Raw genomic sequence first — 21,888 nt, 5'->3', positions numbered from 1 at the left:
TCTCAGCACGCTTGGATTAGTTAGGTAAACGAATAATGAGATGCGGAAAAGGAGACAGCAACCACGGCGGTTACGAGCAAGGAAAACCACATCAACCTTCCGCCGCGCCCCTGTTCTCTCGCATGACGGGCTGCACGAGTCGTTGAAGGAGCCGCTGCATCGGCCGCGCCCAGACACACCAGTATTGACGCTACGACGATAAAGAGCACGTGCCAGAGAAGCGCGGCCAGCATGAGCGCTAACGTGCTGTGCGTCGGCGCTTCGCTCAAAGCACAACCAATCTCGTAGCATGCGCTCGCACACATCGAAATGACGACCCAGAAAAGCTGGCCATCCTGAATGGATCGCCGCGTAATGTCTTGCGCCACGTGCCGGTAGTGGCGCGAAAAATTCAGCAGGGGAAGTAATGCAATCGGCGCAAAAAAAGGCACGCCGACATTGAAAAACAACCAGCTAACGCGGCTAATAAAATCGACCATAGGAATGCGAATTGAAGGTAACCCGCCGATCATGCCGTTGCCGCGGCACCACGACAATCCGCCGAACGGCCAGCTTGCGCTAAGGCATCCAAAGCGGTCATCATTCGCTGGAACGCACCCACTGCGAACCGCAACAGTCGCGCCGATGCAGCTCAGCGTGAAAAGCAATGCTCGAACAGCGTCATTAGTAATCCTGGATTAATTAGAACCGCGCGCGGACAAACTCCCTATAGTCGAAAGCCTCCCGGACAACACACACTAAAGGGGCTTCCCGATGAATCGCTTACTTCGTCCGCTCGCCGCGTTCGCAACGCTACTCGCGCTGTCCGCGCCGTTTTCGACCGCCGCACTCGCCGACACCAAAGAAGTCGCGATCGCGTATCAGGACATGGTCGTGCCGTGGCGTTATGCGCAGGCCACGGGCGAAGTGGAGAAAGCCACCGGGTACAAGGTCACCTATCGCAAGCTCGGCAGCGGCGCCGACGTGATTCGCGCGCTCGCGTCGGGCTCGGTCCAACTCGGCGAAGCAGGGTCGAGTCCGATCGCAGCCGGGCTGTCGCAAGGTGTCGATATTTCGCTGTTCTGGATTCTGGACAACATCAACGACGCTGAAGCGCTGGTCGCGCGCGACGGTTCCAACATCACCAGCGTCGCCGGTTTGAAGGGCAAGAAGATTGGCGTGCCGTTCGTGTCCACGTCGCACTTTCACACACTGGTCGCGTTGCAGAACGCCGGCGTGAATCCGTCGGATGTGAAGATCGTCAACCTTCGTCCGCCTGAAGTCGCGGCGGCGTGGGAGCGCGGCGACATCGACGCGACTTACATCTGGGACCCGGTGCTCGCGAAGGTGAAGAAGAGCGGCAAGGTACTGATCACATCGGGTCAGGTTGCGCAGCAAACCGGTAAGGCGACTTTCGACGGCTTTGTGGTCGATCGCAAGTTCGCTAGCCAGAACGCCGAGTTCGTCGCGCGCTTCGTGAAGGTGCTGGCCGCGACCGATGCAAGCTACCGCGATCACACATCGGCATGGACCGCGACGTCGCCGCAGGTCGAGGCGGTTGCGAAGGCGTCGGGCGCTACCGCACAGGAAGTGCCGGCGAGCCTCGCGCTGTATGCGTTCCCGACGCCGGCCCAGCAGGCCTCGAATGCATGGCTTGGCGGTGGTGCGCAATCTGGTGCGGCCAAATCGCTGGCCGCGACAGCCGCGTTCCTGAAGACGCAAGGCACGATTCAGAACGTGCTGGCCGATTACTCGACTGGCGTCGATCCGCAGTTCGTGCAGCGTGCGGCGCGGTAACTTCGAGCAGGCCTGCTTGCTCACCCATCAGCATCACGAGGCACGGCGATGAGCGGTCTTGAGATCCGGCGGCTGCATGTCGCCTACGAAGGCGCACGCGGCGCGGCGCCGCACATCGCGCTTGCCGATGTCGATCTGCGCATCGAACCGGGTGAGTTTGTCGTCGCGCTGGGTGCGTCCGGTTGTGGCAAGACGACCTTGCTGAACTGCATCGCCGGATTCATTCAGCCCACCGGGGGCGAGGTGCGCCTGAACGGCGAACCCGTGCTTGGGCCCGGCGCGGACCGCGGTGTCGTGTTCCAGAAGTACGCGCTGATGCCCTGGCTCGACGTGCTCGACAATGTCGCACTCGGCCTGCGCTTTCAGCGCGTGCCGAAGGCGCAGCGCGAGCGCATCGCGTTGGAGATGCTGAGCCTGGTTGGCCTCGAGCAGCATGCGCGCTCGCGGGTCTACGCGCTGTCGGGTGGCATGCAGCAGCGCGTGGGCATTGCACGCGCGTTGGCGAGCGATCCGCAAGTGCTGCTGATGGACGAGCCGATGGGCGCACTTGACGCGATGACGCGCGAGTCGATGCAGGAGCTTGTGCTGGACGTCTGGGGCCGCACGCGCAAGACGGTGTTTTTCATCACGCATAGCGTGGAGGAAGCGCTGTTTCTGGCGACACGTCTGGTCGTGATGACTCCGGGGCCGGGCCGTATCGCCGAGAGCTACGACCTGCCATTCGCGCGGCGCTTTCTCGAGACACGCGACGCGCGCGCGGTGAAGTCGTCGCCGGATTTCATCGAATGGCGCGAACGGTTGGTGCGCCGTCTGCACGAACGCAATGAGCGCAACCCGCAGAATCCGCGGAATCAAGAAGAGGTGCTGTCGTGACGGCTTCGCGTGACTCTTTGGGCAACGTGCCGCTGACCCAGGCAAGCAAGCCGCCGCGACGTAAAGCGCGCCCGCTGCGCGGCTGGCGCCTGCCGGGCGAAGGCCCGACCGCCGCACTAAGCGCGGTCTCGGTCACGACGCTCGCGGCGCTGTGGTGGCTGGCCACGCATCTGCACTGGCTGCCTCCGTTATTTCTGCCGACCCCCGAGGCGGTCTTGGCCGCGTTTCTGGACGCCTGGCACGGACGTATTCAAGGCGGCTTGCCGCTCTCCGAGCATCTCGCGTGGAGCGCGCTGCGCGTGTTCGGCGCGTTCGCGCTGGCCGCGGTCACGGCGGTGCCGCTCGGGATTCTGATGGGCATGAGCCGGGTTGCGCGCGGCTTGCTCGATCCGCCGCTGGAGTTCTACCGGCCCTTGCCGCCGCTTGCGTATCTGCCGCTGGTGGTGATCTGGTTCGGGATCGACGAGACGGCGAAGATCGTCGTGATCTACCTTGCCTGTTTCGCGCCAATTGCGATGGCGGCGCGCGCCGGCGTACGCAGTGCGACCATCGAGCAGATTCATGCGGCTTATTCGCTGGGTGGCGGCTTCATACAGATCGTGCGCTATGTAGTCCTGCCGGCGGCGTTGCCTGAGATCCTGACTGGTTTGCGGATTGCCATCGGCTTTGGCTGGACCACCCTGGTTGCCGCCGAGATGGTCGCGGCCACTGCCGGCTTAGGTCAGATGGTGCTCAACGCGTCGAGCTTTCTGCGTACCGATGTGGTGGTGATGGGCATCGTGCTGATCGGACTGATCGCGTGGCTGTTCGATCTCGGCATGCGCGCGCTGGAGCGGCGGCTGGTGCCGTGGAAGGGACGGGTGTAGTTGTTGCGGCATAAGGCGGTCCAGTGGCGGTCGCAAGCGGCAAGCGGCAAGCGGCGAGAGGCGAGAGGCGAGAGGCGAGAGGCGAGAGGCGAGAGGCGAGAGGCGCCTGGGGTGCCAACGGCAAGCGGTCAGCGGAAGCCGCCCGCCGCTCAGGCAGATCGCAGCCAGCCCTCAGCGAAATAATTCGATCACCGGCCAGCCGCGCTCCGTGGCAATGGCGCGCAGCCGCGGGTCGGGATTGGTGGCGACCGGATGGGTGACACGCTCGAGCAAAGGGATGTCGTTGATCGAATCGCTATAGAACCAGCTCTGCGGGAAATCCTGCAGCCGCTGGCCGAGCGAAGCCAGCCAGCTCTCCGTACGCGTGATCTTGCCTTCGCGGAAGGTCGGCACGCCGATCGCGTTTCCGGTAAAGCGCGCCAAAGGGTCGCCACCTTCGGTGCCGAGGTCGATGCCCAACAGATGGTCGAAGCCGAGTGCCTTGCCGATCGGCTTCGTGATGAACACATTGGTCGCGGTGACGATGCAGCACAGGTCGCCCGCTTCGATATGACGTTGCACGAGTTCGCGCGCGGCCGGCAGGATGGCCGGCGCAATCACCTTCTCCATGAACTGAGCGTGCCATGCGTCGAGTTGTTCGCGGGAGTGGCGAGCCAGGGGCGCCAATGTGTAGTTCAGATAGGCCGCCATATCGAGCGTGCCGGCCACGTATTGCCGATAGTAATTGTCGATTTCTTCCGCGTGCCGCGCAGCGCCTTCTATACCTAATCTGGCGATGAAGTGAGCCCACGCCTGATCACTGTCGAGCGGCAGCAGCGTATGGTCCAGGTCGAACAGCGCAAGGTTGCGGCTCATCCAGAGTCCTCGTGATGACGTGGGCAAAACAAAGTGATCGAGTGGATCGTGTTTCGGACGATGAGCCGGTACACCGCAAGCTGACACACAGCAATCTACAGTTTGCACGAGGCTATATTTAAAAGCACAAAATTACAATATGGCAAAAATGTGCAACACTACTGTCATAAACATCCCGGGTGCCGGCTCACGCGGCATGCGGTTCGGGTCATGGCAGCAGGACGGATGCGCAGTGCCTTATGTTGATTCTCCTTAACCTTCTAGCGGGTGTGGCGCTCCTCGTGTGGGGCTCGCACATCGTACGTACCGGCATCCTGCGCGTGCTCGGGACCGACCTGCGCAGCGTCCTCGGGCACAGCACCAGCAGCCGCTGGCGTGCCTTCCTCGCGGGCGTCGGCGTCACGAGTCTCGTGCAGAGCAGCAATGCAACGGCGGTAATCGTCACGTCGTTCGCTGCGCAAGGTCTGCTGCCGCTTACCAGCGGTCTCGCGATCATGCTTGGCGCCGACGTCGGCACCGCGCTCATGGCGCGGGTGCTCACGCTCGATCTGTCATGGCTGTCGCCGATCCTGATTCTGTTCGGCGTGCCGCTCTTTCTGTCGCGCAAGCAAACCCGCCTCGGCCAGGTCGGCCGTACGCTGATCGGGCTCGGCTTGATTCTGCTGGCGCTGCATCTGATCGTCGAAGCCGCGCAGCCGATGATGCAAGGCGCCGGCGTGCGCGTGATGTTCGGTGCGCTGACCGGCGACACCATGCTCGACGCGCTAGTCGGCGCGGCATTTGCGGTGCTGTCCTATTCGAGTCTCGCGGCGGTCCTGCTGACGGCGACGCTTGCCTCGTCCGGCGTGATTTCACTGAAGGTGGCGTTGTGTCTCGTGATCGGCGCGAACCTCGGCAGCGGCCTGCTCGCGCTGATGGGCACGGTCGCGCAGAACGCGGCGGCGCGGCGCCTCGCCTTGGGCAGTCTGGCGTTCAAGCTGGCCGGCGCTTTGCTGATCCTGCCGTTTGCGCCGCTGCTTGCACGCGGGCTGCCGGTGCTGATCGCGAATCCGCGCGAGGCGGTGGTTGGCTTTCATGTGATCTACAACACGCTGCGTTGCTGCGCATGCCTTTCGCTGGTCGATCCGGTGGCGCGCATCTGTACGCGGGTGTTGCCCGACCGGCCGCTGCCGAACGGCGAACTGCGGCCGCTGCATCTGGATGCCGCAGCGCTTTCCACGCCCACGCTCGCACTCGCGCATGCCGCACGGGAGGTGCTGCGCATCGGCGACATCGTGCGCACCATGCTCGATAACGTCGCGGAACTGATTCATCAAAACAGCATCGAGAAGGCGCGCGAAACGGTCCGTATGGACGACGACGTGGACGAGCTCTACGCCGCGGTCAAAAGCTATCTGACGCTGATCTCTCGCGAGCAACTCGACGAAGCCGACAGCCGCCGCTGGACCGACATCATCGCGTTGACGATCAATCTGGAGCATGCGGGCGACATCATCGAACGGATCGTCGGCGATATCGAGGAAAAGAAGATCGCGCACCGGTTGTCGTTTTCGGAGGAAGGGCTAGGCGAACTGGACGACCTGCAGGCTAGGCTCGTCAGCAATCTGCAGCTTGGGCTGTCGGTGTTTCTGAACAACGATCTGCGGTGTGCCGAACGGCTGCTGGCGGAGAAGGAGCGCTTTCGCGACCTGGAGCGCGCGTATTCATACAAGCACCTGGACCGGCTTGCCGGGCAAACCTTGCGCAGCATCGAGACCAGTGCGTTGCATCTGGATCTGATCAGCGACATGAAGCGGCTCAACTCGCTGTTTTGTTCAACGGCCTATCCGGTGCTCGACGCAGCCGGCGCGTTGCATGACACGCGCCTGCGCAAGCGTGTGCTCGATACGATGCATGTGAAGGAGTAGGGCGAGGCCTACGCCTACGCCAGAACGATCTCTTCCAGCTTCTTTTTGAGCGACGCAAAGTCGGCGGCTTCGGCCGCCTTTTTGTTGGTGACGAGTACATCGATCCGATCGACCGGACAGTACGAGATCCGGCTGCGCTGACCGATCTTGCTGTAGTCGGCGAGGATCACCACGCGGTCTGCGTTGGCGACCATGGCGCGCGCCACTTCGGTTTCAGCATGATCGTAGTTGGTCGCGCCATGCCGGTGATCGATGCCGACCGGCGAGAGCAAGGCCATATCCGCCCGATAGCGTTGGATGTCGAGCACGGTAGTGGCGCCGCTGGTCGCCATGGCGCGATCGCTGATCGAACCGCCCAGCAGGATCACTTCGTTGGCGGCTTCCGTTTGGTCCACGGCGCCGCGCATTTTCAGCGCGACGTCGATCGAGTTGGTGACGATCGTCAGGTTCGCCAGCTTCGCCAGCTCTTCAGCGAGTGCCGCCGTGGTGGTGCCCGCATCGATGAAAAGCGTCTGGCCGCTCGCGATCAACCCCGTGGCCGCCTTGGCGATCGCCGTTTTGGATTTGACACGCATGTGGGCGCGCTCGGCGATTGGCGCTTCGTCAGCGGGTTTGATCGCGCCGCCATGCACGCGCCGCAATTCACCCAGCGCTTCCAGGTCGAGCAGATCGCGCCGCACGGTTTCGCGCGACACCCCGAGATCCGCCATGATCCGTTCGGTCGACACGCGTTGAAGCGTGGACAGCAACGCGCGAATTCTCTGATGACGGTCTTCCTGCCACATGCATTTTCCCTTGGATGTGAACGCGCGCTCACACGGCTTGTTTTTGATCGTGTCATCGTGGCCATGGATGTGTGTCCGGACGATGTCAAGCGTACTACTTTAGCCGATTGTGTTGTATTTTTTTGGCAGCTTGCAAGTTTGTGTATTTCACCTTAGCCTTCGCAGATCGAAGCACGGCGCCATTTTCGAACATCAAATGTTCGGAAAGGAATTTGAAATGTCCGATTCCGAGCATTTTGCGACGCTTTTTGGCAATTTGATTGACTCGTGCCGACGCCATAATGGATCTTGGGATCCGCCGCCTGAACCATTTGCTGCAGCGCGCGACGCTGCCTGGAAGCCGCACGGTTCGGCATCCTGACAATAAGATTGCTGGGCGGACGCGCCGCTGACCGTCGCGATGCGGGCGTGGCGCTGGCCATATGGCCAGCTACCGCAGCGTCGCCCTTGGCGCGATACTACGCACGGGGCTCACGCGTAAACGCTGCACGATGCTGTAGTGGGATGGCGGCAGTGGCAGCCGGGAACGTGTCGAGAGCATACTTAACCCGCTCTAACTGGAAGGTAACGAGACGTGGGAAACGGGATTGATCGCACCTTATCCGCAGACTGGCCTTATCCGAAGCTGGTTGCGCATCGTTGCGGCGGCACGCTGGCGCCGGAGAACACGCTGGCCGGTTTCGACGCGTGCGTGCGCTACGGCTACCGCATGGTCGAATTCGACGCCAAACTCTCCGCCGACAACCAGCTCTTTCTGCTCCACGACGACACGCTGGAACGCACGACCAACGGCCAAGGCGCCGCTGCTGAACACACGTGGAAACAACTGGCCGCGCTCGATGCCGGCGCCTGGTTCGGGCCGCAGTTCGCCGGCACGCACCTGCCGACACTCGCCGAGGCGGCTGGGCGTTGCGCACGGGATGGTCTTGCCGCCAACATCGAAATCAAACCTTGCCCGGGCCGTGACGAGATCACCGGGCGCCTCGTCGCAAGCGGTGCACTGACTCTATGGCAAGGGCAGACGCCGCCGCTGCTTTCATCGTTTTCGTTCGAGGCGCTCGCAGCGGCGCGCGATGCGGCGCCCTCGCTGCAACGCGGCATGCTGTTCGAAGAAGTGCCGGCTGACTGGCTGCGCATCGTGCGGGAACTGGACTGCGTGTCATTGCATGCGAGCCACCGGTATTTGACCGAGCCTCTGGTCGCTGAGATCAAGGCGGCCGGGTTGCGCATGCTGGCCTACACGGTGAACGATCCTGAGCGGGCGCGGCTGCTCGCACAATGGGGCGTCGACATGATTTGTACGGATCGCATCGACAGACTGGAACACGCGATGTTTTGAGCGCTGGGGAACTGGAACCCGGCGCATACCATGGGTTAAGCCCCGGAGAACCCGGCCCGGGCACTCGCCATGTTTTAGGCGCCGGTGAATCCGGACCGAGCATGGCGCGAATGCGCGCTTGCGGGGGCGTGTGCCAACAGAGCTAGAAACTAGAAATTTTCCAAACGTAGCAATTTCGGCAAAGGATGGGGAAGACTATGAAGCGCACCGCGTTAGCTCGTTTACTTTCGATGTCGGCCGCTGCGGGTGTCGCCGCAGCAGGCGTGAGCAGCGCTTCGGCCGCGCCGCTCGACGCACTGGTCGCAGCCGCCAAACAGGAAGGCCAACTCACCGTGATCGCGTTGCCGCACGACTGGTGCAACTACGGCGAACTGGTGGCCGGCTTTCAGAAGAAGTACGGCATCAAGATCAACGAGCTGAATCCGGATGCGGGTTCGGGCGACGAAATCGAAGCCATCAAGGCGAACAAGGGCAATAAGGGTCCGCAAGCGCCTGACGTAATCGACGTGGGTCTGTCGTTCGGTCCGAGCGCAAAGGCCGAGGGTCTGCTGCAGCCGTACAAGGTTGCGTCGTGGAACTCGATTCCGAAAGAGTCGAAAGATGCCGATGGCTATTGGTATGGCGATTACTACGGCGTGCTGGCGTTTGAAGTGAACGCCGACATGATCGACAAGGCGCCGTCCGACTGGAGCGATCTGCTCAAGTCAGACTATAAAAATGCCGTCTCGCTGTCCGGCGACCCGCGTTCGGCCAATCAGGCGATCCAGGCCGTGTTTGCCGCGGGCCTCTCGCAAAGCAAGGGCGATGTAAGCAAGGCGGACAAGGCCGGCCTCAAGTACTTCGCCGATCTGAACAAGAACGGCAACTTCGTGCCGGTGATCGGCAAGGCCGCGTCGCTCGCGCAGGGCACCACGCCGATCGTCGTGCGTTGGGACTACAACGCGCTGGCCGACCGCGACACGCTCAAGGGCAATCCGAAGGTGCAGGTGGTGATTCCGAAAACGGGCGTGGTCGCCGGTGTGTACGTTCAGGCAATCAGCGCCTATGCGCCGCATCCGAATGCCGCCAAGCTCTGGATGGAATACCTGTACTCCGACGAAGGCCAGATCGGCTGGCTGACCGGCTATTGCCATCCGATGCGCTATAACGAACTGGTGGCACAGAAGAAGGTGCCGCAGGCGCTGCTCGACAAGCTGCCGCCGCCGTCGTCTTACAAAAACGTGGTGTTCCCGACATTGTCCCAACAGGACGCCACCAAAGACACCATCACGAAGCATTGGGACGAAGTGGTCGGTGCGAACGTCAAGTAGTCGGCGTGGCGCATGTCCGCGAACGGATCGGGTTCGTCGCGCAAGCTGCCACGGCGACGAATTAGCGACCGCGTCCAGCCACGATTGATGAGCAAAAGCGGTTGCGGCCGCAGCGGAGCAGCGAGCATTTGCAAGCTGCTGCACGAGCCGCCGCGCCTAACCGAGATGTGTAGTTTCCAAGGTAGCGCGTCGCTCAACGAGAGCGGCGCGCCTGGCGTTAGCCGGAAAAAGCCCCAAGGGTGAGCTATGAGTGCTTCATCGGATGCTGGATCGGTGCAGCCGGAATTGCTGGTTCCGCCTGTGCCCACGCCAACGCCTCGCGTCGACGGTCCGGGCCGCGCGTCGCAGTTCCTTGCGTGGCTCGGCGTGGTGCCGTTTTTTACCTTCGCGTTGTTGTTCCTGATTCTGCCGACCGGCTTTCTGATGGTCGGCGCATTTCAGGATTCGCAAGGCCACTTCACGCTCGCCAATTTCCGTGATCTGCTGCAGCCCACGGTGATGGACGCCTACTGGATCAGCTTCAAGGTGAGCGCCGCCTCCGCGCTCGGCGGCGCGTTGATCGGCTCGCTGCTCGCGTGGGCGGCGGTGCAAGGCAAACTGCCGGGCTGGATTCGTCCTACGTTGATGACGTTCTCCGGCGTCGCTTCGAATTTCGCTGGCGTGCCACTTGCATTCGCCTTCATCTGCACGCTGGGGCGCGTCGGTCTCGTCACCGTGTTGCTGAAGAAGTACCTCGGCTTCAATCTGTACTCGACGGGCTTCAGCGTCTTGAGCTTCTCGGGGTTGACGCTGACCTACCTGTACTTCCAGATTCCATTGATGGTGCTGATCGTCACGCCCGCGCTCGACGGCTTGAAGCGCGAATGGCGTGAAGCCTGCGACTGCCTCGGCGGCACGGCCTTCCAATACTGGCGCCACGTGGCGTTGCCGGTGTTGTGGCCGAGCGTGCTCGGCGCGACGCTGCTGCTGTTCGCCAATTCGTTCGGCGCGGTCGCCACGGCTTATGCGCTGACCGGCAGTTCGCTGAACATCGTCACGATCCTGCTGTACGCGCAGATTCGCGGCGACGTGATGCACAACGCGAATCTCGGCTACGCGCTCGCCCTCGGCATGGTGCTCGTGACGGGTCTGTCGAATGGCGGCTATATCTGGTTGCGTTCGCGCGCTGAAAGGGGGCGTCGATGAAAGGCCAATCGCGTGTGGGCGCGTGGACCGCGATGATTGTCGGTTCGCTGTACTTTCTGATTCCGTTGCTCGCCACGTTCGAATTCAGCCTGCGCATGAAGCGCGGCGTCTATAGCTTCGAAGCGTATAGCGTCGTGCTGGGCGATCCGCGGTTTCAGGCCTCGTTCGGCTACTCGATCCTGATGGCAGTGCTGACGATCATTGTCGGCGTGTTGCTGGTGGTGCCGACCGCGTACTACGTGCAATTGCGGTTGCCGAAGCTGCGGCCGGTCGTCGAATTCATCACACTGTTGCCGCTGGTGGTGCCGGCGATCGTGATCGTGTTCGGTTATCTGCGGATCTATAACAGCAGCTCGATTCTGCCGCTCACCGGCAACGAACGCGCGACCGACCTGTTACTGGTGTTCGGTTACGTGACACTCTCGCTGCCCTATATGTATCGCGCGGTCGATGCCGGTTTGCGCGCGGTCGACGTGCGTTCGCTGACCGAAGCTGCCGAATGTCTCGGTGCGAACTGGCCGACGATTCTGTTCAAGGTGATCTTCCCGAATATCCGCTCGGGCATTCTGTCCGGCGCGTTTCTCACCTTTGCCGTGGTGATCGGCGAATTCACGTTGGCGAGTCTGCTGGACCGCCCCGCGTTCGGCCCATATCTGCAACTGATCGGTGCGAACCGCGCGTATGAACCGTCGGCGCTTGCGATCATCGCGTTTGTGATTACGTGGGCGTCGATGGGGTTGATTCAGGTATTCGGCTCGGCCCGCGCGCTTAGCGGCCAGAAAATTTGACGACTAAGTTTGATGACTAGGTTAGACCACTGAGTTTGACCACTGAGGCAGCGAATCATGGCATTCCTTGAGATCGAAAATCTGCATAAGGCCTTTGGGGCGAACACGGCGCTGCATCACTTCGACATGAAGATCGAGCGCGGCGAATTCATCACGTTCCTTGGGCCGTCCGGTTGCGGCAAGACCACGGTGCTGCGGATGATCGCCGGCTTCGAAACGCCGACGCGCGGCACCATCCGGCTGGATAACAAGGACGTGACGCATTTGCGCACGCGGCAGCGCAAGGTCGGCATGGTGTTTCAGTCGTATGCGCTCTTTCCGAACATGACTGTGGCCGATAACATCGGCTTTGGATTGAAGATCACGCATCGTCCGCAGGCGGAGATCAAGAAGCGCGTCGAGGAGATGTTGCAACTGATCAAGCTACCGCATCTCGGTGAACGGTATCCGTGGCAATTGTCCGGTGGTCAGCAGCAGCGTGTGGCATTGGCGCGCGCACTTGCCGGCAAGCCGCAAGTGCTGTTGCTCGACGAACCGCTGTCGGCGCTCGATGCGAAAATTCGCATTTCGTTGCGGCAAGACATTCGGGCGCTGCAGCGGGAGTTGGGCATCACGTCGATTTTCGTGACGCACGACCAGGAAGAGGCGTTGTCGATTTCGGACCGCATCGTCGTGATGAATGAGGGGCGTGTCGAACAGATCGGCTCGCCTTTGGAGATCTACAACTATCCTCGCACGCGTTTTGTCGCGTCGTTCGTCGGCACGCTCAATATTCTGGCGGGGCATGTGATCGACCCGAAAACCGGCAAGATGGCCGTCGACGGTCAGGAACTGACCACCACGCAAGAACTGCCGGCAGACGACGCCGGCAAGAAACGCATGCTCGCATTACGGCCCGAGGCAATTGTGCTGGAGCCGGCTGCGCCGGGCCGCAACACGCTGAACGCAACCGTCGAAGAAGTGAATTTCCTGGGCGCGGTGGTGCGTATCAGAACGCGCGTGAAGGATGCGGTCATTTCGCTCGATGTGTTCAACGATCCGAATCGCGGTTTGCCCGAGCGGGGGCAGCCGGTGTCGCTCGGATTCTCGCACGAGAACCTGCTGGTGCTGGAAGAAGGCGGCGCATAGAAGCCGGACAGCAGCACCTGAAGCGAGCGAAAGCGACGCCCAGAAGCCAGAATTGTGACGCCCGGAGTGCGCGAAACCCGCAGCACAAAAGGCTCCGCGGGTTTTCCCGAGGTCGCCGCCCGAAGGATTCCGGATTCCCCGACACCCCTCGTCCGGATTTCCGGAATCCCGGACAGCGCACGCCGTAACACACCAAAAAACCTATAAAAATCAAAGCGATTCGCCGTGCATCAAGCTGGCATCGACCTTGCGATTTAAAAGACGCGGCCGCCTCGGTCCGACAACTAAAGCAAGGAGACAACGATGTCTGATTTCCCTCCCCGGTATTTCTGAATTCGTCGTCTTGTCGCGGCCTTATGCCGTGCACAGGCGTGACGACTTTCGTTCGCATGATGCGCAGCGTGGCAGGCCTTGAGCTCACCCATATCGCAGGAAACATCGTGAAGAAACCTATCCACAAAGTGCTGTACGTCCAGGTGATCGTGGCGATCATCATCGGCATTGCGCTCGGCCATTTTTCACCGGACTTCGCCGTCGACATGAAGCCGCTCGGCGATGGCTTCATCAAACTGATCAAGATGGTGATCGGGCCGATCATCTTCTGTACGGTGGTGACAGGTATCGCCGGTATGGAAGACATGAAGAAGGTCGGGCGCGTCGGCGGCAAGGCGCTGTTGTACTTCGAAGTCGTCTCGTCGTTCGCGCTGGTGCTCGGTCTGATCGCAACCCACGTGCTGAAGCCTGGTGTCGGCTTCAACATCGACCCGGCCACGCTCGACGGCAAGGCGGTCGCTTCGTACGCCGCCAAGGCACATGGCCAGACCACGGTCGACTTCCTGATGCACCTCATCCCGGACACGCTCGTGTCCGCGTTCGCACAGGGCGAAATCCTGCAGATCCTGCTGATCGCGCTGCTGTTCGGCGCGGTGCTGGCCACGGCCGGTGAGAAGGGCAAGGTCGTCACGAACTTCATCGACGGCCTCTCGCATGTGCTGTTCGGCGTCGTGCGCATCATCACGAAGCTCGCGCCGATCGGCGCGTTCGGCGCGATGGCGTTCACGATTGGCAAGTACGGCATCGGCTCGCTGCTGCCGATGCTCAAGCTGATCGGCACGTTCTATCTGACTTCGATCGTGTTCGTGGTGGTCGTGCTCGGCATCATCGCGCGCGCGGTGGGCTTCAATATCCTGCGCTTTGTCGGCTACATCAAGGAGGAGATGCTGATCGTGCTCGGCACGAGCTCCTCCGAAGCTGCGCTGCCGCAACTAATGCTGAAGCTCGAGAAACTCGGCTGCTCGCGCTCGGTGGTGGGCCTCGTGGTGCCGACCGGTTACTCGTTCAACCTCGACGGCACCAACATCTACATGACGATGGCGGTGCTGTTCATCGCCCAGGCCACCAACACCGACCTCACGTGGACGCAGCAGCTCACCCTGCTGGCGGTGACGATGCTCACCTCGAAGGGCGCGAGCGGTGTGACGGGCGCAGGCTTCATCACGCTGGCCGCCACGCTTGCCGTGGTGCCGACCATTCCGCTGTCGGGCATGGTGCTGATTCTCGGTATCGACCGCTTCATGAGCGAATGCCGCGCGCTGACGAACATCGTCGGCAACGGTGTGGCGACGGTGGTGGTGTCGGCATGGGAAAAGGAACTGGACCGCAACAAGCTGAACGCCGCATTGCGGGGTGACGTCGCGGTTAAAGAGCCGGCTGGCGCTTAAGCCGCGCAACGGCCACGACTTCCGCCACCCTCCCGATCACGGCCGCGGACGCCCACCGATGAAAGCGGCGGCCGCGCACCGGGACCCCGCGCCGCCGGCCGACCAAGCTCGCGCCGACGGCGCGCCGCCTTATGCCACAATATCTGATCCTCACCGATCGGATATTGCCAACGTGACGCGCCGCCTGCTGATCCTCTTCGCGCTCGTGGCTGGGCTCGTGGCGGCGTGCGGGCTCACGTACAGCGTCGCATGGCAGCGCGGCATCGACAATTTGCGGCACAACGCCGCGGTGCGGGTCGATCGCACTACGAGCGCGCTGAAAAGCACGCTCGAGCGCTACGAATCGCTGCCTTATCTGCTGGCCGAACATCCCATTGTGCAAGACGTGCTGGTCAATCCCAGTCCAGCCAACGTCGAACGCGCCAATCTCTATCTCGAAGACCTCAACCGCCACGCGCGGGCCACGGTCACCTACATCATTCCGCTCGACGGCTATTGCGTCGCCGCGAGCAACTGGCACGGGCCGGGCAGCTTCATCGGCGCGGGCTATCAATTCCGGCCGTATTTTCTCGATGCGGTGAAGGGCGGCGTGGGCCGCTTCTTCGGTATCGGCACGATTTCGCAGGCGCCGGGTTACTACATCTCGCAGCCGGTGCGGCGCGAGGGCAAGATCGTCGGCGTGGCGGTCGTCAAACTCGATCTCGAATGGTTCCAGGGCGTGGACGCGTCCGAGCCTCTGGTTGTCGCCGACGACCATGGTGTGATCTTTCTGTCGTCGATGCCGGCGTGGAAATACCACACGATCCGGCCGTTGTCGGGGCAGGTGGCCGATTCGATCTATCAAGCGCGCCAATATGCGCAGCAACCGATCGCGCCGCTGCCGGTGACCATCGAGCGCACGCTCGAAGACAACGCGCAGATCGTGCGCATCGGCGGTGGCCGCTATGCCCCGCGCTATCTGGCGTCGCGGCGCGGCATGGGCGAGCCGGACTGGCATCTGATTACGATGTCACCCGTCAATCCGGTCGATGCCGACGCGCGCAATGCAACCATCGTCACCGGCTTTGGATACGTGTCGCTGGTGTCGCTCGCGTTCTACTGGAGAATGCGCCGCGCCCGCGTGCGTGAGGTGATGCGCAGCCGCTCCCTGCTGCAGAAGGCCTACGCTGAGTTGAACCAACGCGTGGCCGAGCGCACCGTGGATCTCTCGCAGGCAAACGAGCAATTACAGAAGGAAGTCGCCGAGCGTACGCGCGCCGAACAGGAACTGCGCGCGGCCCACGACGAACTGATCCAGGCCAGCAAGCTCGCCGCGCTGGGTCAGATGGCGGCGGGCATCACGCATGAATTGAATCAGCCGCTCGCGGCGCTGCGCGGTTTCTCAGACAACACGCGCGTGCTGCTTGAACGCGGCGACCAGGCGGCGGCGCGCGAAAATCTTGAAGCGATCGCGGCGCTCACCGAGCGCATGGGCAAGATCACCAATCAGTTGAAGCTGTTCGTCGGCCGCGCGCGGCCGCGCAGTGCGCGTGCGCCGATCATGCGGGCGTTGCGCAACGTGATCGCGTTGCTGCAAAAGCGTTTGCAAGGCGTCGAAGTCGAGTTCGTTTTGCTCGATGCCGACACCGGCGCGCGTACGCCGCTGAAGCCCTCGGACGATCATCCCGAGCTGGTTGCTCATTGCGACGATTTGCGGCTCGAACAGGTGCTGATCAATCTGCTCGGCAACGCGCTCGACGCAACCGCGGAGATGACGCCGCCGCGCATTTCGATTGAGATTGAAGCGGCTGACACGAGCTTGTCGTTCGCCGTGCGCGACAACGGCCCAGGCATTCCCGACGACGTGCTGCCGCGGCTGTTCGAACCGTTCTTCACGACGAAGGAAATGGGCCAGGGGCTGGGGCTCGGTCTCGCGATTTCATCGTCGATTGCACGCGATTGCGGCGGCACCCTGGTGGCGCGCAACGCACCGGACGGCGGTGCATTATTCGTGTTGACGCTGCGGCGCGCGCGCGTGCAGACGAGCCATACATCGGACCCGCTCACCACGGGCTCCTGAATCAGATGAGAACGACATGCTGAACCACGGCTTGCAAGTGCTGTACATCGAAGACGACGAACTGGTGCGGCGCGCCAGCGTGCAGAGTTTGCAGCTGGCGGGCTTCGACGTGATCGGCCATGCCTCGGCGGAATCGGCGGCAAAGATGATCAGCGCGGATTTCTCCGGCGTGGTGGTCAGCGATATTCGCTTGCCCGGCGCGAGCGGTCTCGAACTGCTCGCGCAGTGCCATGAGCGCGCGCCCGACGTGCCGGTGATTCTGGTCACCGGTCATGGCGATATTTCGATGGCCGTGCAGGCCATGCGTGACGGCGCCTATGACTTCATCGAAAAGCCGTTTGCATCCGAGCATCTGATCGAAACCGTGCGACGTGCGCTGGAGCGCCGCAAGCTGGTGCTGGAGAACCTCGCGCTGCGCCGTGAGCTGGCCGGGCAGAACACGGTGGCACCGCGCATTATCGGCCGCAGTCCGGCGATCGAGCAGGTGCGGCGGCTGATCGCGAATATCGCGCCGACCGACGCGTCGGTGCTGATCAACGGCGACACCGGCGCGGGCAAGGAGTTGATCGCGCGCAGTCTGCATGAGCTGTCGCCGCGACGTGACAAGCCGTTTATCGCGGTGAATTGTGGCGCGCTTCCAGAGCCGATGTTCGAGTCCGAAATGTTCGGCTACGAACCCGGCGCATTCACCGGCGCGGCAAAACGCCGGATCGGCAAGCTCGAACATGCTTCGGGCGGCACGCTGTTCCTCGACGAAATCGAGAGCATGCCGCTCGCGTTGCAGGTCAAGCTGCTTCGCGTGTTGCAGGACGGCGTGCTGGAACGGCTCGGCTCGAATCAGCCGATCCGCGTGAATTGCCGCGTGGTGGCCGCCGCCAAGGGCGACATGGCCGAGCATGTCGCGGACGGCTCGTTCCGTCGCGACTTGCTGTACCGGTTGAACGTGGTGACGATCGCGCTGCCGCCCTTGGGCGAGCGTCGCGAGGACATTGTGCCGTTGTTCGAACACTTCCTGCTGGACGCTGCGGTGCGCTACCAACGCCCTGCGCCGATTCTCACGGACCGGCAGCGTGCGAGCCTGATGCAGCGCGAATGGCCAGGGAATGTGCGCGAACTGCGCAATGCCGCCGACCGCTTCGTGCTAGGGGTCGCCGAGGATCCGGTCATGTCTTTCAACGACGAGGGCGTCGCGACGCAACCGTTGAAGGAACGTGTCGAACAGTTTGAGCGGGCGGTGATCGCGGAGGCGTTGGAGCAGGCCGGCGGTGTGGTCGCAGCTGCGGCAGACAGGCTGCAGCTAGGCAAGGCGACGCTCTACGAGAAGATCAAGCGATATGGCCTCGCGGCCAAAGGGGAAGGGGAGCGGTGAGGATTTGGAGCGCCGGCGGCGAGGAGGTATGACTCCGGCGCCGGCGTGTTTGAATCAGGGTGCTTTTCAGGCTTTTCAGGCTTTTCGTGGCAATGAGGCGGCAACCACGTGGCAATCAGGCCGCGTTCAGCGCTTTTTCAAGCAACTGGTCGAGTTCCGCGAATTGCGGTTCGCCGACGTAGCGCTTCAGAATCTTACCGTCCTTGTCGACCAGGAATGTAGTGGGCGTGAGCTGGACGTTGCCGAACTGCCTGGCGGCCGAGCCGTCGTCCATCGCCACCTTGAATGGCAACTGGCGGGTTTGCGAGTAGTTGGCCACGTACATCGGCGCATCGTAGTTCATCGCGACGGCGACGAATTCGAGCCCTTTGCCCTTGAAGCGGTTATAGGTCTGGACCATTTGCGGCATTTCCTTCATGCAGGTGTCGCAGCTGGTCGCCCAGAAATTGACCAGATAGACCTTGCCTTTCAGGTCGGCGGTCGAAATTTTCTGGCCCGACAGCAAAGTGAAGGTTGCATCGGGCACGCGCTGTTGGCCCGCGAACGCGAAATAGCCAGCAATCGCAATCGCGACGGCCACCACGGCGATGATGATGGTGCGAATCGGATTCGCGCGCCGTGCGGCGGTGGACGGAGTGGAGCTCATGAGCGGAACCTCGAGAGTCGCGCGGAACGCGCGGGACAGTGCGTTGGTCTGGATTGCGTTTGGACTGTTAGATCCGGGTGCGGCCTAGCGTAGCTATTGTAGCCCCATTCCGGCCGCGCGGCAGAGCGCAGGCCGGGAGGGGATAATAGGGCTTTACGTTCCTGTCAGTCCGATCTTCCGTCTCCATGCTCCGAACTGCGTTTCGCTTCCTCGCCCGAATTCCCGTAGCCTTGCAAATCACGCGAATCACGCGAATTCCCATCACCCCGTTTGGCCGCTCCGTTAGCCGTTCCTCACGTTTCTCTCTCGCCCACGGTCGCGCGGCCAGCGCCGCTTCTCGCGTGCCTCGCTCGCAGCGGGCGCGTGCTGTACTTGGCACGATGGTTTGCGCGCTCGCGTTGGGCGGCGCGTTGACAGCCTGTTCGCCGACCTTCGACTGGCGGACCATCATGAACAACGACAACGGCTACACGGTCGACCTGCCGGCCAAGCCGGGCAATGACCAGCGCGCGGTCCAGATCGACGGCAAGCCGATGCAGATGGCGATGCAGACAGCCGAAGCCGGCGACGCCGTGTTCGCGGTCGGCACCGTCATGCTGCCTGATGACGACCAAGCGACCCAGCGCGCCGCCCTCGAATTCTTGCGCACGGGCCTCGCCCGCAACGTCGGCGCCGCGCCAGACGCGCACGCGGTGCAAATCCCACTCGCCGCCGGCGGTCAGGTGCCCGGTCTGGAAATGAAGCTGAGCGGTGAGGCCGGTTCCCAACACGAAACGCGTACCGTCTATGCACGGCTGGTCGCGCGCGGCCGACATGTTTATCAGGCCGCGATCATTGCTTCCAAGCCATTGCAGCAGGAGCAGGTCGACCAATTTTTTTCGTCGTTCCAACTGTATTGAGAGCGGTAGTTTTGGCCGATTCGGCGCGCCGGTGGATCGTAGGGCACAGTGAAAGTTCCTTCGTAGCATCGCGCGCTAATTCCCGGTTTACGTTGAGGTTTTTTGGTTACTCACAGCTCCTGTGGATAACTCTGTTGAGAACTCCGCGCTTTTTGCCGCAGAGGCCCATCCGGTGGGCATTCTGTCAGAGTGAGGTTACTCAGGGCGTGCAAAAAAACCCAATTAAATCAATGTCATTTGGCCGCATGCTTCCGTGCGCCTTTCAGATGTTTCAAAATTTATCTGGAACGCGCACATGTGCATAAGTCAAGACTTGACAGTAGATTTTTCGCCTTATGGCGACCCAAAAGCCCGGCGATATTGAATGGCTTCACCAATCTGCGCGGCGCTCGGCATGGCGGTGCCGGCGAGGTCGGCGATGCTCCGCGCCACCTTCAGGACTCTGTAGTAAGCACGCGCCGACCAGCCGAAGCGCTCGCCGGCCTGACGCAGCAACGCTTCGCCGGCTGCGTCAGGCCGGCAGACCTCGTCCACTTCCCGCCCGCCCAGTTCACGATTGGTTTTACCTTGGCGCGCTAGTTGCCGCTCGCGAGCGGCATTTACCCGCAGTGCGATCGACGCACTCGATTCACCGGCGACGCTGGAGCGTGCCGACAACTCCGCCGGCGTAAGCGCGGGAATCTCGATCTGAATGTCGATCCGGTCGAGCGGCGGCCCCGAGAGTTTGCGCAGATAGCGCGCCGCGATCTCCGGCGTGCAGCGGCAACGGCCGTTGGGATCGCCGCGCCATCCGCATGGACAAGGGTTCATCGCGGCGATCAGTTGGCAGGCTGCCGGAAAGTCCGCTTGCAGGGCGGCCCGCGAGATTGTGATGCGACCGGCCTCGAGCGGCTCGCGCAGGGTTTCCAGCACATGACGTTCGAACTCCGGCAACTCATCCGCGTTTATGTTCGGGAATAAATCACCTATAATTACGTTTATTGAGAAAAATCATGCACTTACAATTGCGACTTGGGTGTTGAGCTAGCCGTAAGTTCTGAGCGGAAAATAGTCATTCAGTTGTGGCTAGCATGGTCCGTTTCGGCCCCAACCCCTTATGGCAACGTCTGTTGGACTCAGGGCGAGATGACCGGCGCGCGGTCGCGCGTGGTTTCGAGGCGGCGTATAAACACTTCTGGTCAATACCCAACGTTGCCCAACGTTGCAGCAGCGTTGAGCAACACGTCTTCTCGGAACCGCTGATAAGCGGGTGCCCGCCCCCTTGCGGTGCGGGCCCTGAGGTCGTGGACAGGGGATGCCCTTATGTCAGCGCCGACCACTCAAAGTATTCAGACAAATTGGTGCGGGGCCGATGAACCAACACCAGCAATGTTTCCAACGACGGGGTTTGAGGCGCATGTTGCACCAGTCAGGCGCTCTTCGAGATGTGTTGCGAAGCTCCTCTCACTTCTTTTGCGTGCGAGCGATAGTTTCTTCGAAGCTCACGGTGAGTTCGTTCAGCGTGATTCCTAGTGCGGCGCACCACTCTCGAACTTCAATAAAGTCGAGCCGGCGCTGTCCGCTCTCGCATTTACTGACAAACGGTTGGTCGACGTCAAGCCTCGCGGCTAGCTCGCTCTGCGGGATGCCTGCGGACTCCCTTGCCGCTCGGAGAGTGGCGAGAAAAAGGCCGTATTGTTGTGTGTAGATAGATTTTTCCACGGTCGGACCGAACTGGCACAAGGCAGACAGCTTGCAGTCCAAATCCGTATATGCCAAAATCGCATATGCGAAAATCGCATATGCGAAAATCGCATATCGCGGTTTATACGTGAACACGGTCAATGGCGAGGCGTCGGCGCCCCGGCATCCGGTCAGGCCCCCAAAGAGCAGCTCTCGCGGTTGACTTGTTGCAACCTTAAATGTTTTTTCGGTTGACTTGATGCTATTTACTGACAGCAGTTGGGAAGAGCCGCATCCCATAAAGAAGAGGCTCATGCAGCCACTTCTTGCGTGGCGCTGCGTTGGATGGACGGACCTCACGCCGAACTTCTTTGTCGTGGCCTCCTCTCGCGGTGCGGACTGCGCGAGCGCGGATGGTTGGGTGGTGGACGGTGCCGAGGCGCTGATTCAACTGGTACTTCAACTTGGCGATGTCAGCTTTTCGGTTCACCTGTTGGCTCGCAATGAAGCTGACGCTTCCGTCACGCTCTGCCGAGTAAGCGGGTTGTGGCAGGAGGCAGAGGGCAAAGATACGGACGTCGTGAACTACTGGTATTCGACCGCCGACGGGGAGACGAGACGGTGTTCGCCTGTCGCGTTCGGTCGGCGTGTTGAGAGACCACGGTTGGTGAAAGTAATGAGCTTCGAAAGCCGCTGAGTACGAAGCGAGAGTCGAAATCT

At 61.8% G+C, this 21,888-nt stretch carries 19 protein-coding genes and 1 pseudogene; 14 read left to right on the top strand and 6 right to left on the bottom strand.

The genetic code is table 11. The features are described from left to right. Window positions 1–20: 20 nt before the first annotated feature. On the bottom strand, window positions 21–647 hold the full coding sequence (locus tag P0D84_RS19060; protein ID WP_408338888.1) for a hypothetical protein: 627 nt from the start codon (window positions 645–647) through the stop codon (window positions 21–23). A 106-nt stretch (window positions 648–753) separates the two neighbouring features. Here P0D84_RS19060 and tauA point away from each other — a divergent pair, with 106 nt between their 5' ends. Genes tauA through P0D84_RS19045 form a run of 3 tightly spaced genes read left to right on the top strand, consistent with a single transcriptional unit; the run spans window position 754 to window position 3,515 of the window. Further along, window positions 754–1,776, top strand: a complete 1,023-nt coding sequence (gene tauA, locus P0D84_RS19055) for a taurine ABC transporter substrate-binding protein (RefSeq protein ID WP_408338886.1) — start codon at window positions 754–756, stop codon at window positions 1,774–1,776. Window positions 1,777–1,824: 48 nt separating this feature from the next. Continuing rightward, window positions 1,825–2,649 (top strand): taurine ABC transporter ATP-binding protein, encoded by an 825-nt coding sequence (locus tag P0D84_RS19050; RefSeq protein WP_408338884.1) that lies wholly within the window; start codon window positions 1,825–1,827, stop codon window positions 2,647–2,649. Further along, complete coding sequence (locus P0D84_RS19045) at window positions 2,646–3,515, top strand: ABC transporter permease subunit (protein ID WP_408338882.1); 870 nt, start codon at window positions 2,646–2,648, stop codon at window positions 3,513–3,515. Before P0D84_RS19050 ends, P0D84_RS19045 begins: the two co-directional genes overlap by 4 nt. A gap of 171 nt (window positions 3,516–3,686) precedes the next feature. On the opposite strand, the gene P0D84_RS19040 is transcribed toward P0D84_RS19045, so the two are convergent. After that, window positions 3,687–4,370 carry a histidinol-phosphatase gene (locus P0D84_RS19040; protein WP_408338880.1) on the bottom strand — a complete coding sequence of 228 codons (684 nt, stop codon included), beginning with the start codon at window positions 4,368–4,370 and terminating at the stop codon, window positions 3,687–3,689. Between the two features lie 239 nt (window positions 4,371–4,609). Here P0D84_RS19040 and P0D84_RS19035 point away from each other — a divergent pair, with 239 nt between their 5' ends. After that, the gene (locus P0D84_RS19035; protein WP_408338878.1) at window positions 4,610–6,277 is read left to right on the top strand and encodes a Na/Pi cotransporter family protein; all 1,668 of its coding nucleotides are present in this window, start codon (window positions 4,610–4,612) and stop codon (window positions 6,275–6,277) included. A 14-nt stretch (window positions 6,278–6,291) separates the two neighbouring features. On the opposite strand, the gene P0D84_RS19030 is transcribed toward P0D84_RS19035, so the two are convergent. Continuing rightward, window positions 6,292–7,062: a DeoR/GlpR family DNA-binding transcription regulator gene (locus P0D84_RS19030; RefSeq protein ID WP_408338876.1), complete on the bottom strand. Its 771-nt coding sequence runs from the start codon at window positions 7,060–7,062 to the stop codon at window positions 6,292–6,294. Between the two features lie 574 nt (window positions 7,063–7,636). Between P0D84_RS19030 and ugpQ the strand changes: the two genes are divergently transcribed. The 8 genes from ugpQ (at window position 7,637) to P0D84_RS18990 (ending at window position 17,961) form a co-directional block, all read left to right on the top strand. Then, window positions 7,637–8,401, top strand: a complete 765-nt coding sequence (gene ugpQ / locus P0D84_RS19025) for a glycerophosphodiester phosphodiesterase (RefSeq protein WP_408338874.1) — start codon at window positions 7,637–7,639, stop codon at window positions 8,399–8,401. Between the two features lie 197 nt (window positions 8,402–8,598). Beyond that, window positions 8,599–9,711 carry an ABC transporter substrate-binding protein gene (locus P0D84_RS19020; RefSeq protein ID WP_408338872.1) on the top strand — a complete coding sequence of 371 codons (1,113 nt, stop codon included), beginning with the start codon at window positions 8,599–8,601 and terminating at the stop codon, window positions 9,709–9,711. A 246-nt stretch (window positions 9,712–9,957) separates the two neighbouring features. Then, window positions 9,958–10,896, top strand: a complete 939-nt coding sequence (locus tag P0D84_RS19015; RefSeq protein ID WP_408338870.1) for an ABC transporter permease — start codon at window positions 9,958–9,960, stop codon at window positions 10,894–10,896. Further along, complete coding sequence (locus tag P0D84_RS19010; protein ID WP_408338868.1) at window positions 10,893–11,684, top strand: ABC transporter permease; 792 nt, start codon at window positions 10,893–10,895, stop codon at window positions 11,682–11,684. Before P0D84_RS19015 ends, P0D84_RS19010 begins: the two co-directional genes overlap by 4 nt. Before the next feature lie 57 nt (window positions 11,685–11,741). Beyond that, window positions 11,742–12,812, top strand: coding sequence for an ABC transporter ATP-binding protein (locus P0D84_RS19005; protein WP_408338866.1), 1,071 nt, complete (start codon window positions 11,742–11,744; stop codon window positions 12,810–12,812). A gap of 440 nt (window positions 12,813–13,252) precedes the next feature. Beyond that, window positions 13,253–14,533 carry a dicarboxylate/amino acid:cation symporter gene (locus P0D84_RS19000; RefSeq protein WP_408338864.1) on the top strand — a complete coding sequence of 427 codons (1,281 nt, stop codon included), beginning with the start codon at window positions 13,253–13,255 and terminating at the stop codon, window positions 14,531–14,533. 58 nt (window positions 14,534–14,591) lie between these two features. Continuing rightward, window positions 14,592–16,592, top strand: coding sequence for a sensor histidine kinase (locus P0D84_RS18995; protein ID WP_408338862.1), 2,001 nt, complete (start codon window positions 14,592–14,594; stop codon window positions 16,590–16,592). Window positions 16,593–16,608: 16 nt separating this feature from the next. Beyond that, window positions 16,609–17,961 (top strand): sigma-54-dependent transcriptional regulator, encoded by a 1,353-nt coding sequence (locus P0D84_RS18990; protein WP_408338860.1) that lies wholly within the window; start codon window positions 16,609–16,611, stop codon window positions 17,959–17,961. A 115-nt stretch (window positions 17,962–18,076) separates the two neighbouring features. Here the strand turns inward: P0D84_RS18990 and P0D84_RS18985 are convergent, their stop codons facing one another. Further along, entirely contained in the window at window positions 18,077–18,607 is a 531-nt protein-coding gene (locus P0D84_RS18985) for a TlpA disulfide reductase family protein (RefSeq protein WP_408338858.1), read from the bottom strand. Window positions 18,608–18,792: 185 nt separating this feature from the next. Between P0D84_RS18985 and P0D84_RS18980 the strand changes: the two genes are divergently transcribed. Next, the gene (locus P0D84_RS18980) at window positions 18,793–19,506 is read left to right on the top strand and encodes a hypothetical protein (protein ID WP_408338856.1); all 714 of its coding nucleotides are present in this window, start codon (window positions 18,793–18,795) and stop codon (window positions 19,504–19,506) included. A 333-nt stretch (window positions 19,507–19,839) separates the two neighbouring features. On the opposite strand, the pseudogene P0D84_RS18975 reads toward P0D84_RS18980, so the two are convergent. After that, window positions 19,840–20,445, bottom strand: a pseudogene (locus P0D84_RS18975) (ATP-binding protein); the annotation flags it as partial. A gap of 504 nt (window positions 20,446–20,949) precedes the next feature. Further along, a complete protein-coding gene (locus P0D84_RS18970) occupies window positions 20,950–21,483 on the bottom strand; it encodes a helix-turn-helix domain-containing protein (RefSeq protein WP_408338854.1) in 534 nt (177 codons plus the stop codon). Here P0D84_RS18970 and P0D84_RS18965 point away from each other — a divergent pair. Beyond that, window positions 21,482–21,865, top strand: coding sequence for a hypothetical protein (locus P0D84_RS18965; RefSeq protein WP_408338852.1), 384 nt, complete (start codon window positions 21,482–21,484; stop codon window positions 21,863–21,865). The two genes, P0D84_RS18970 and P0D84_RS18965, sit on opposite strands and share 2 nt — an antisense overlap. The last annotated feature ends 23 nt before the right edge of the window (window positions 21,866–21,888 follow it).

The sequence above is a fragment of the Paraburkholderia sp. RL17-337-BIB-A genome, assembly GCF_046025895.1.
Classification (GTDB): domain Bacteria; phylum Pseudomonadota; class Gammaproteobacteria; order Burkholderiales; family Burkholderiaceae; genus Paraburkholderia; species Paraburkholderia fungorum_C.
The sequence above is the reverse complement of the archived record's forward strand: the minus strand, read 5'-3'. Positions and strand labels throughout refer to the sequence as shown.

Coding starts and splice junctions, on each gene's coding strand:
- tauA (WP_408338886.1), top strand. CDS start 754: ATGAATCGCTTACTTCGTCCGCTCGCCGCGTTCGCAACGCTACTCGCG.
- P0D84_RS19050 (WP_408338884.1), top strand. CDS start 1,825: ATGAGCGGTCTTGAGATCCGGCGGCTGCATGTCGCCTACGAAGGCGCA.
- P0D84_RS19040 (WP_408338880.1), bottom strand. CDS start 4,370: ATGAGCCGCAACCTTGCGCTGTTCGACCTGGACCATACGCTGCTGCCG.
- P0D84_RS19035 (WP_408338878.1), top strand. CDS start 4,610: ATGTTGATTCTCCTTAACCTTCTAGCGGGTGTGGCGCTCCTCGTGTGG.
- P0D84_RS19030 (WP_408338876.1), bottom strand. CDS start 7,062: ATGTGGCAGGAAGACCGTCATCAGAGAATTCGCGCGTTGCTGTCCACG.
- P0D84_RS19020 (WP_408338872.1), top strand. CDS start 8,599: ATGAAGCGCACCGCGTTAGCTCGTTTACTTTCGATGTCGGCCGCTGCG.
- P0D84_RS19015 (WP_408338870.1), top strand. CDS start 9,958: ATGAGTGCTTCATCGGATGCTGGATCGGTGCAGCCGGAATTGCTGGTT.
- P0D84_RS19010 (WP_408338868.1), top strand. CDS start 10,893: ATGAAAGGCCAATCGCGTGTGGGCGCGTGGACCGCGATGATTGTCGGT.
- P0D84_RS19005 (WP_408338866.1), top strand. CDS start 11,742: ATGGCATTCCTTGAGATCGAAAATCTGCATAAGGCCTTTGGGGCGAAC.
- P0D84_RS18995 (WP_408338862.1), top strand. CDS start 14,592: ATGAAAGCGGCGGCCGCGCACCGGGACCCCGCGCCGCCGGCCGACCAA.
- P0D84_RS18990 (WP_408338860.1), top strand. CDS start 16,609: ATGCTGAACCACGGCTTGCAAGTGCTGTACATCGAAGACGACGAACTG.
- P0D84_RS18985 (WP_408338858.1), bottom strand. CDS start 18,607: ATGAGCTCCACTCCGTCCACCGCCGCACGGCGCGCGAATCCGATTCGC.
- P0D84_RS18980 (WP_408338856.1), top strand. CDS start 18,793: ATGCTCCGAACTGCGTTTCGCTTCCTCGCCCGAATTCCCGTAGCCTTG.
- P0D84_RS18965 (WP_408338852.1), top strand. CDS start 21,482: ATGCAGCCACTTCTTGCGTGGCGCTGCGTTGGATGGACGGACCTCACG.
- P0D84_RS18970 (WP_408338854.1), bottom strand. CDS start 21,483: ATGAGCCTCTTCTTTATGGGATGCGGCTCTTCCCAACTGCTGTCAGTA.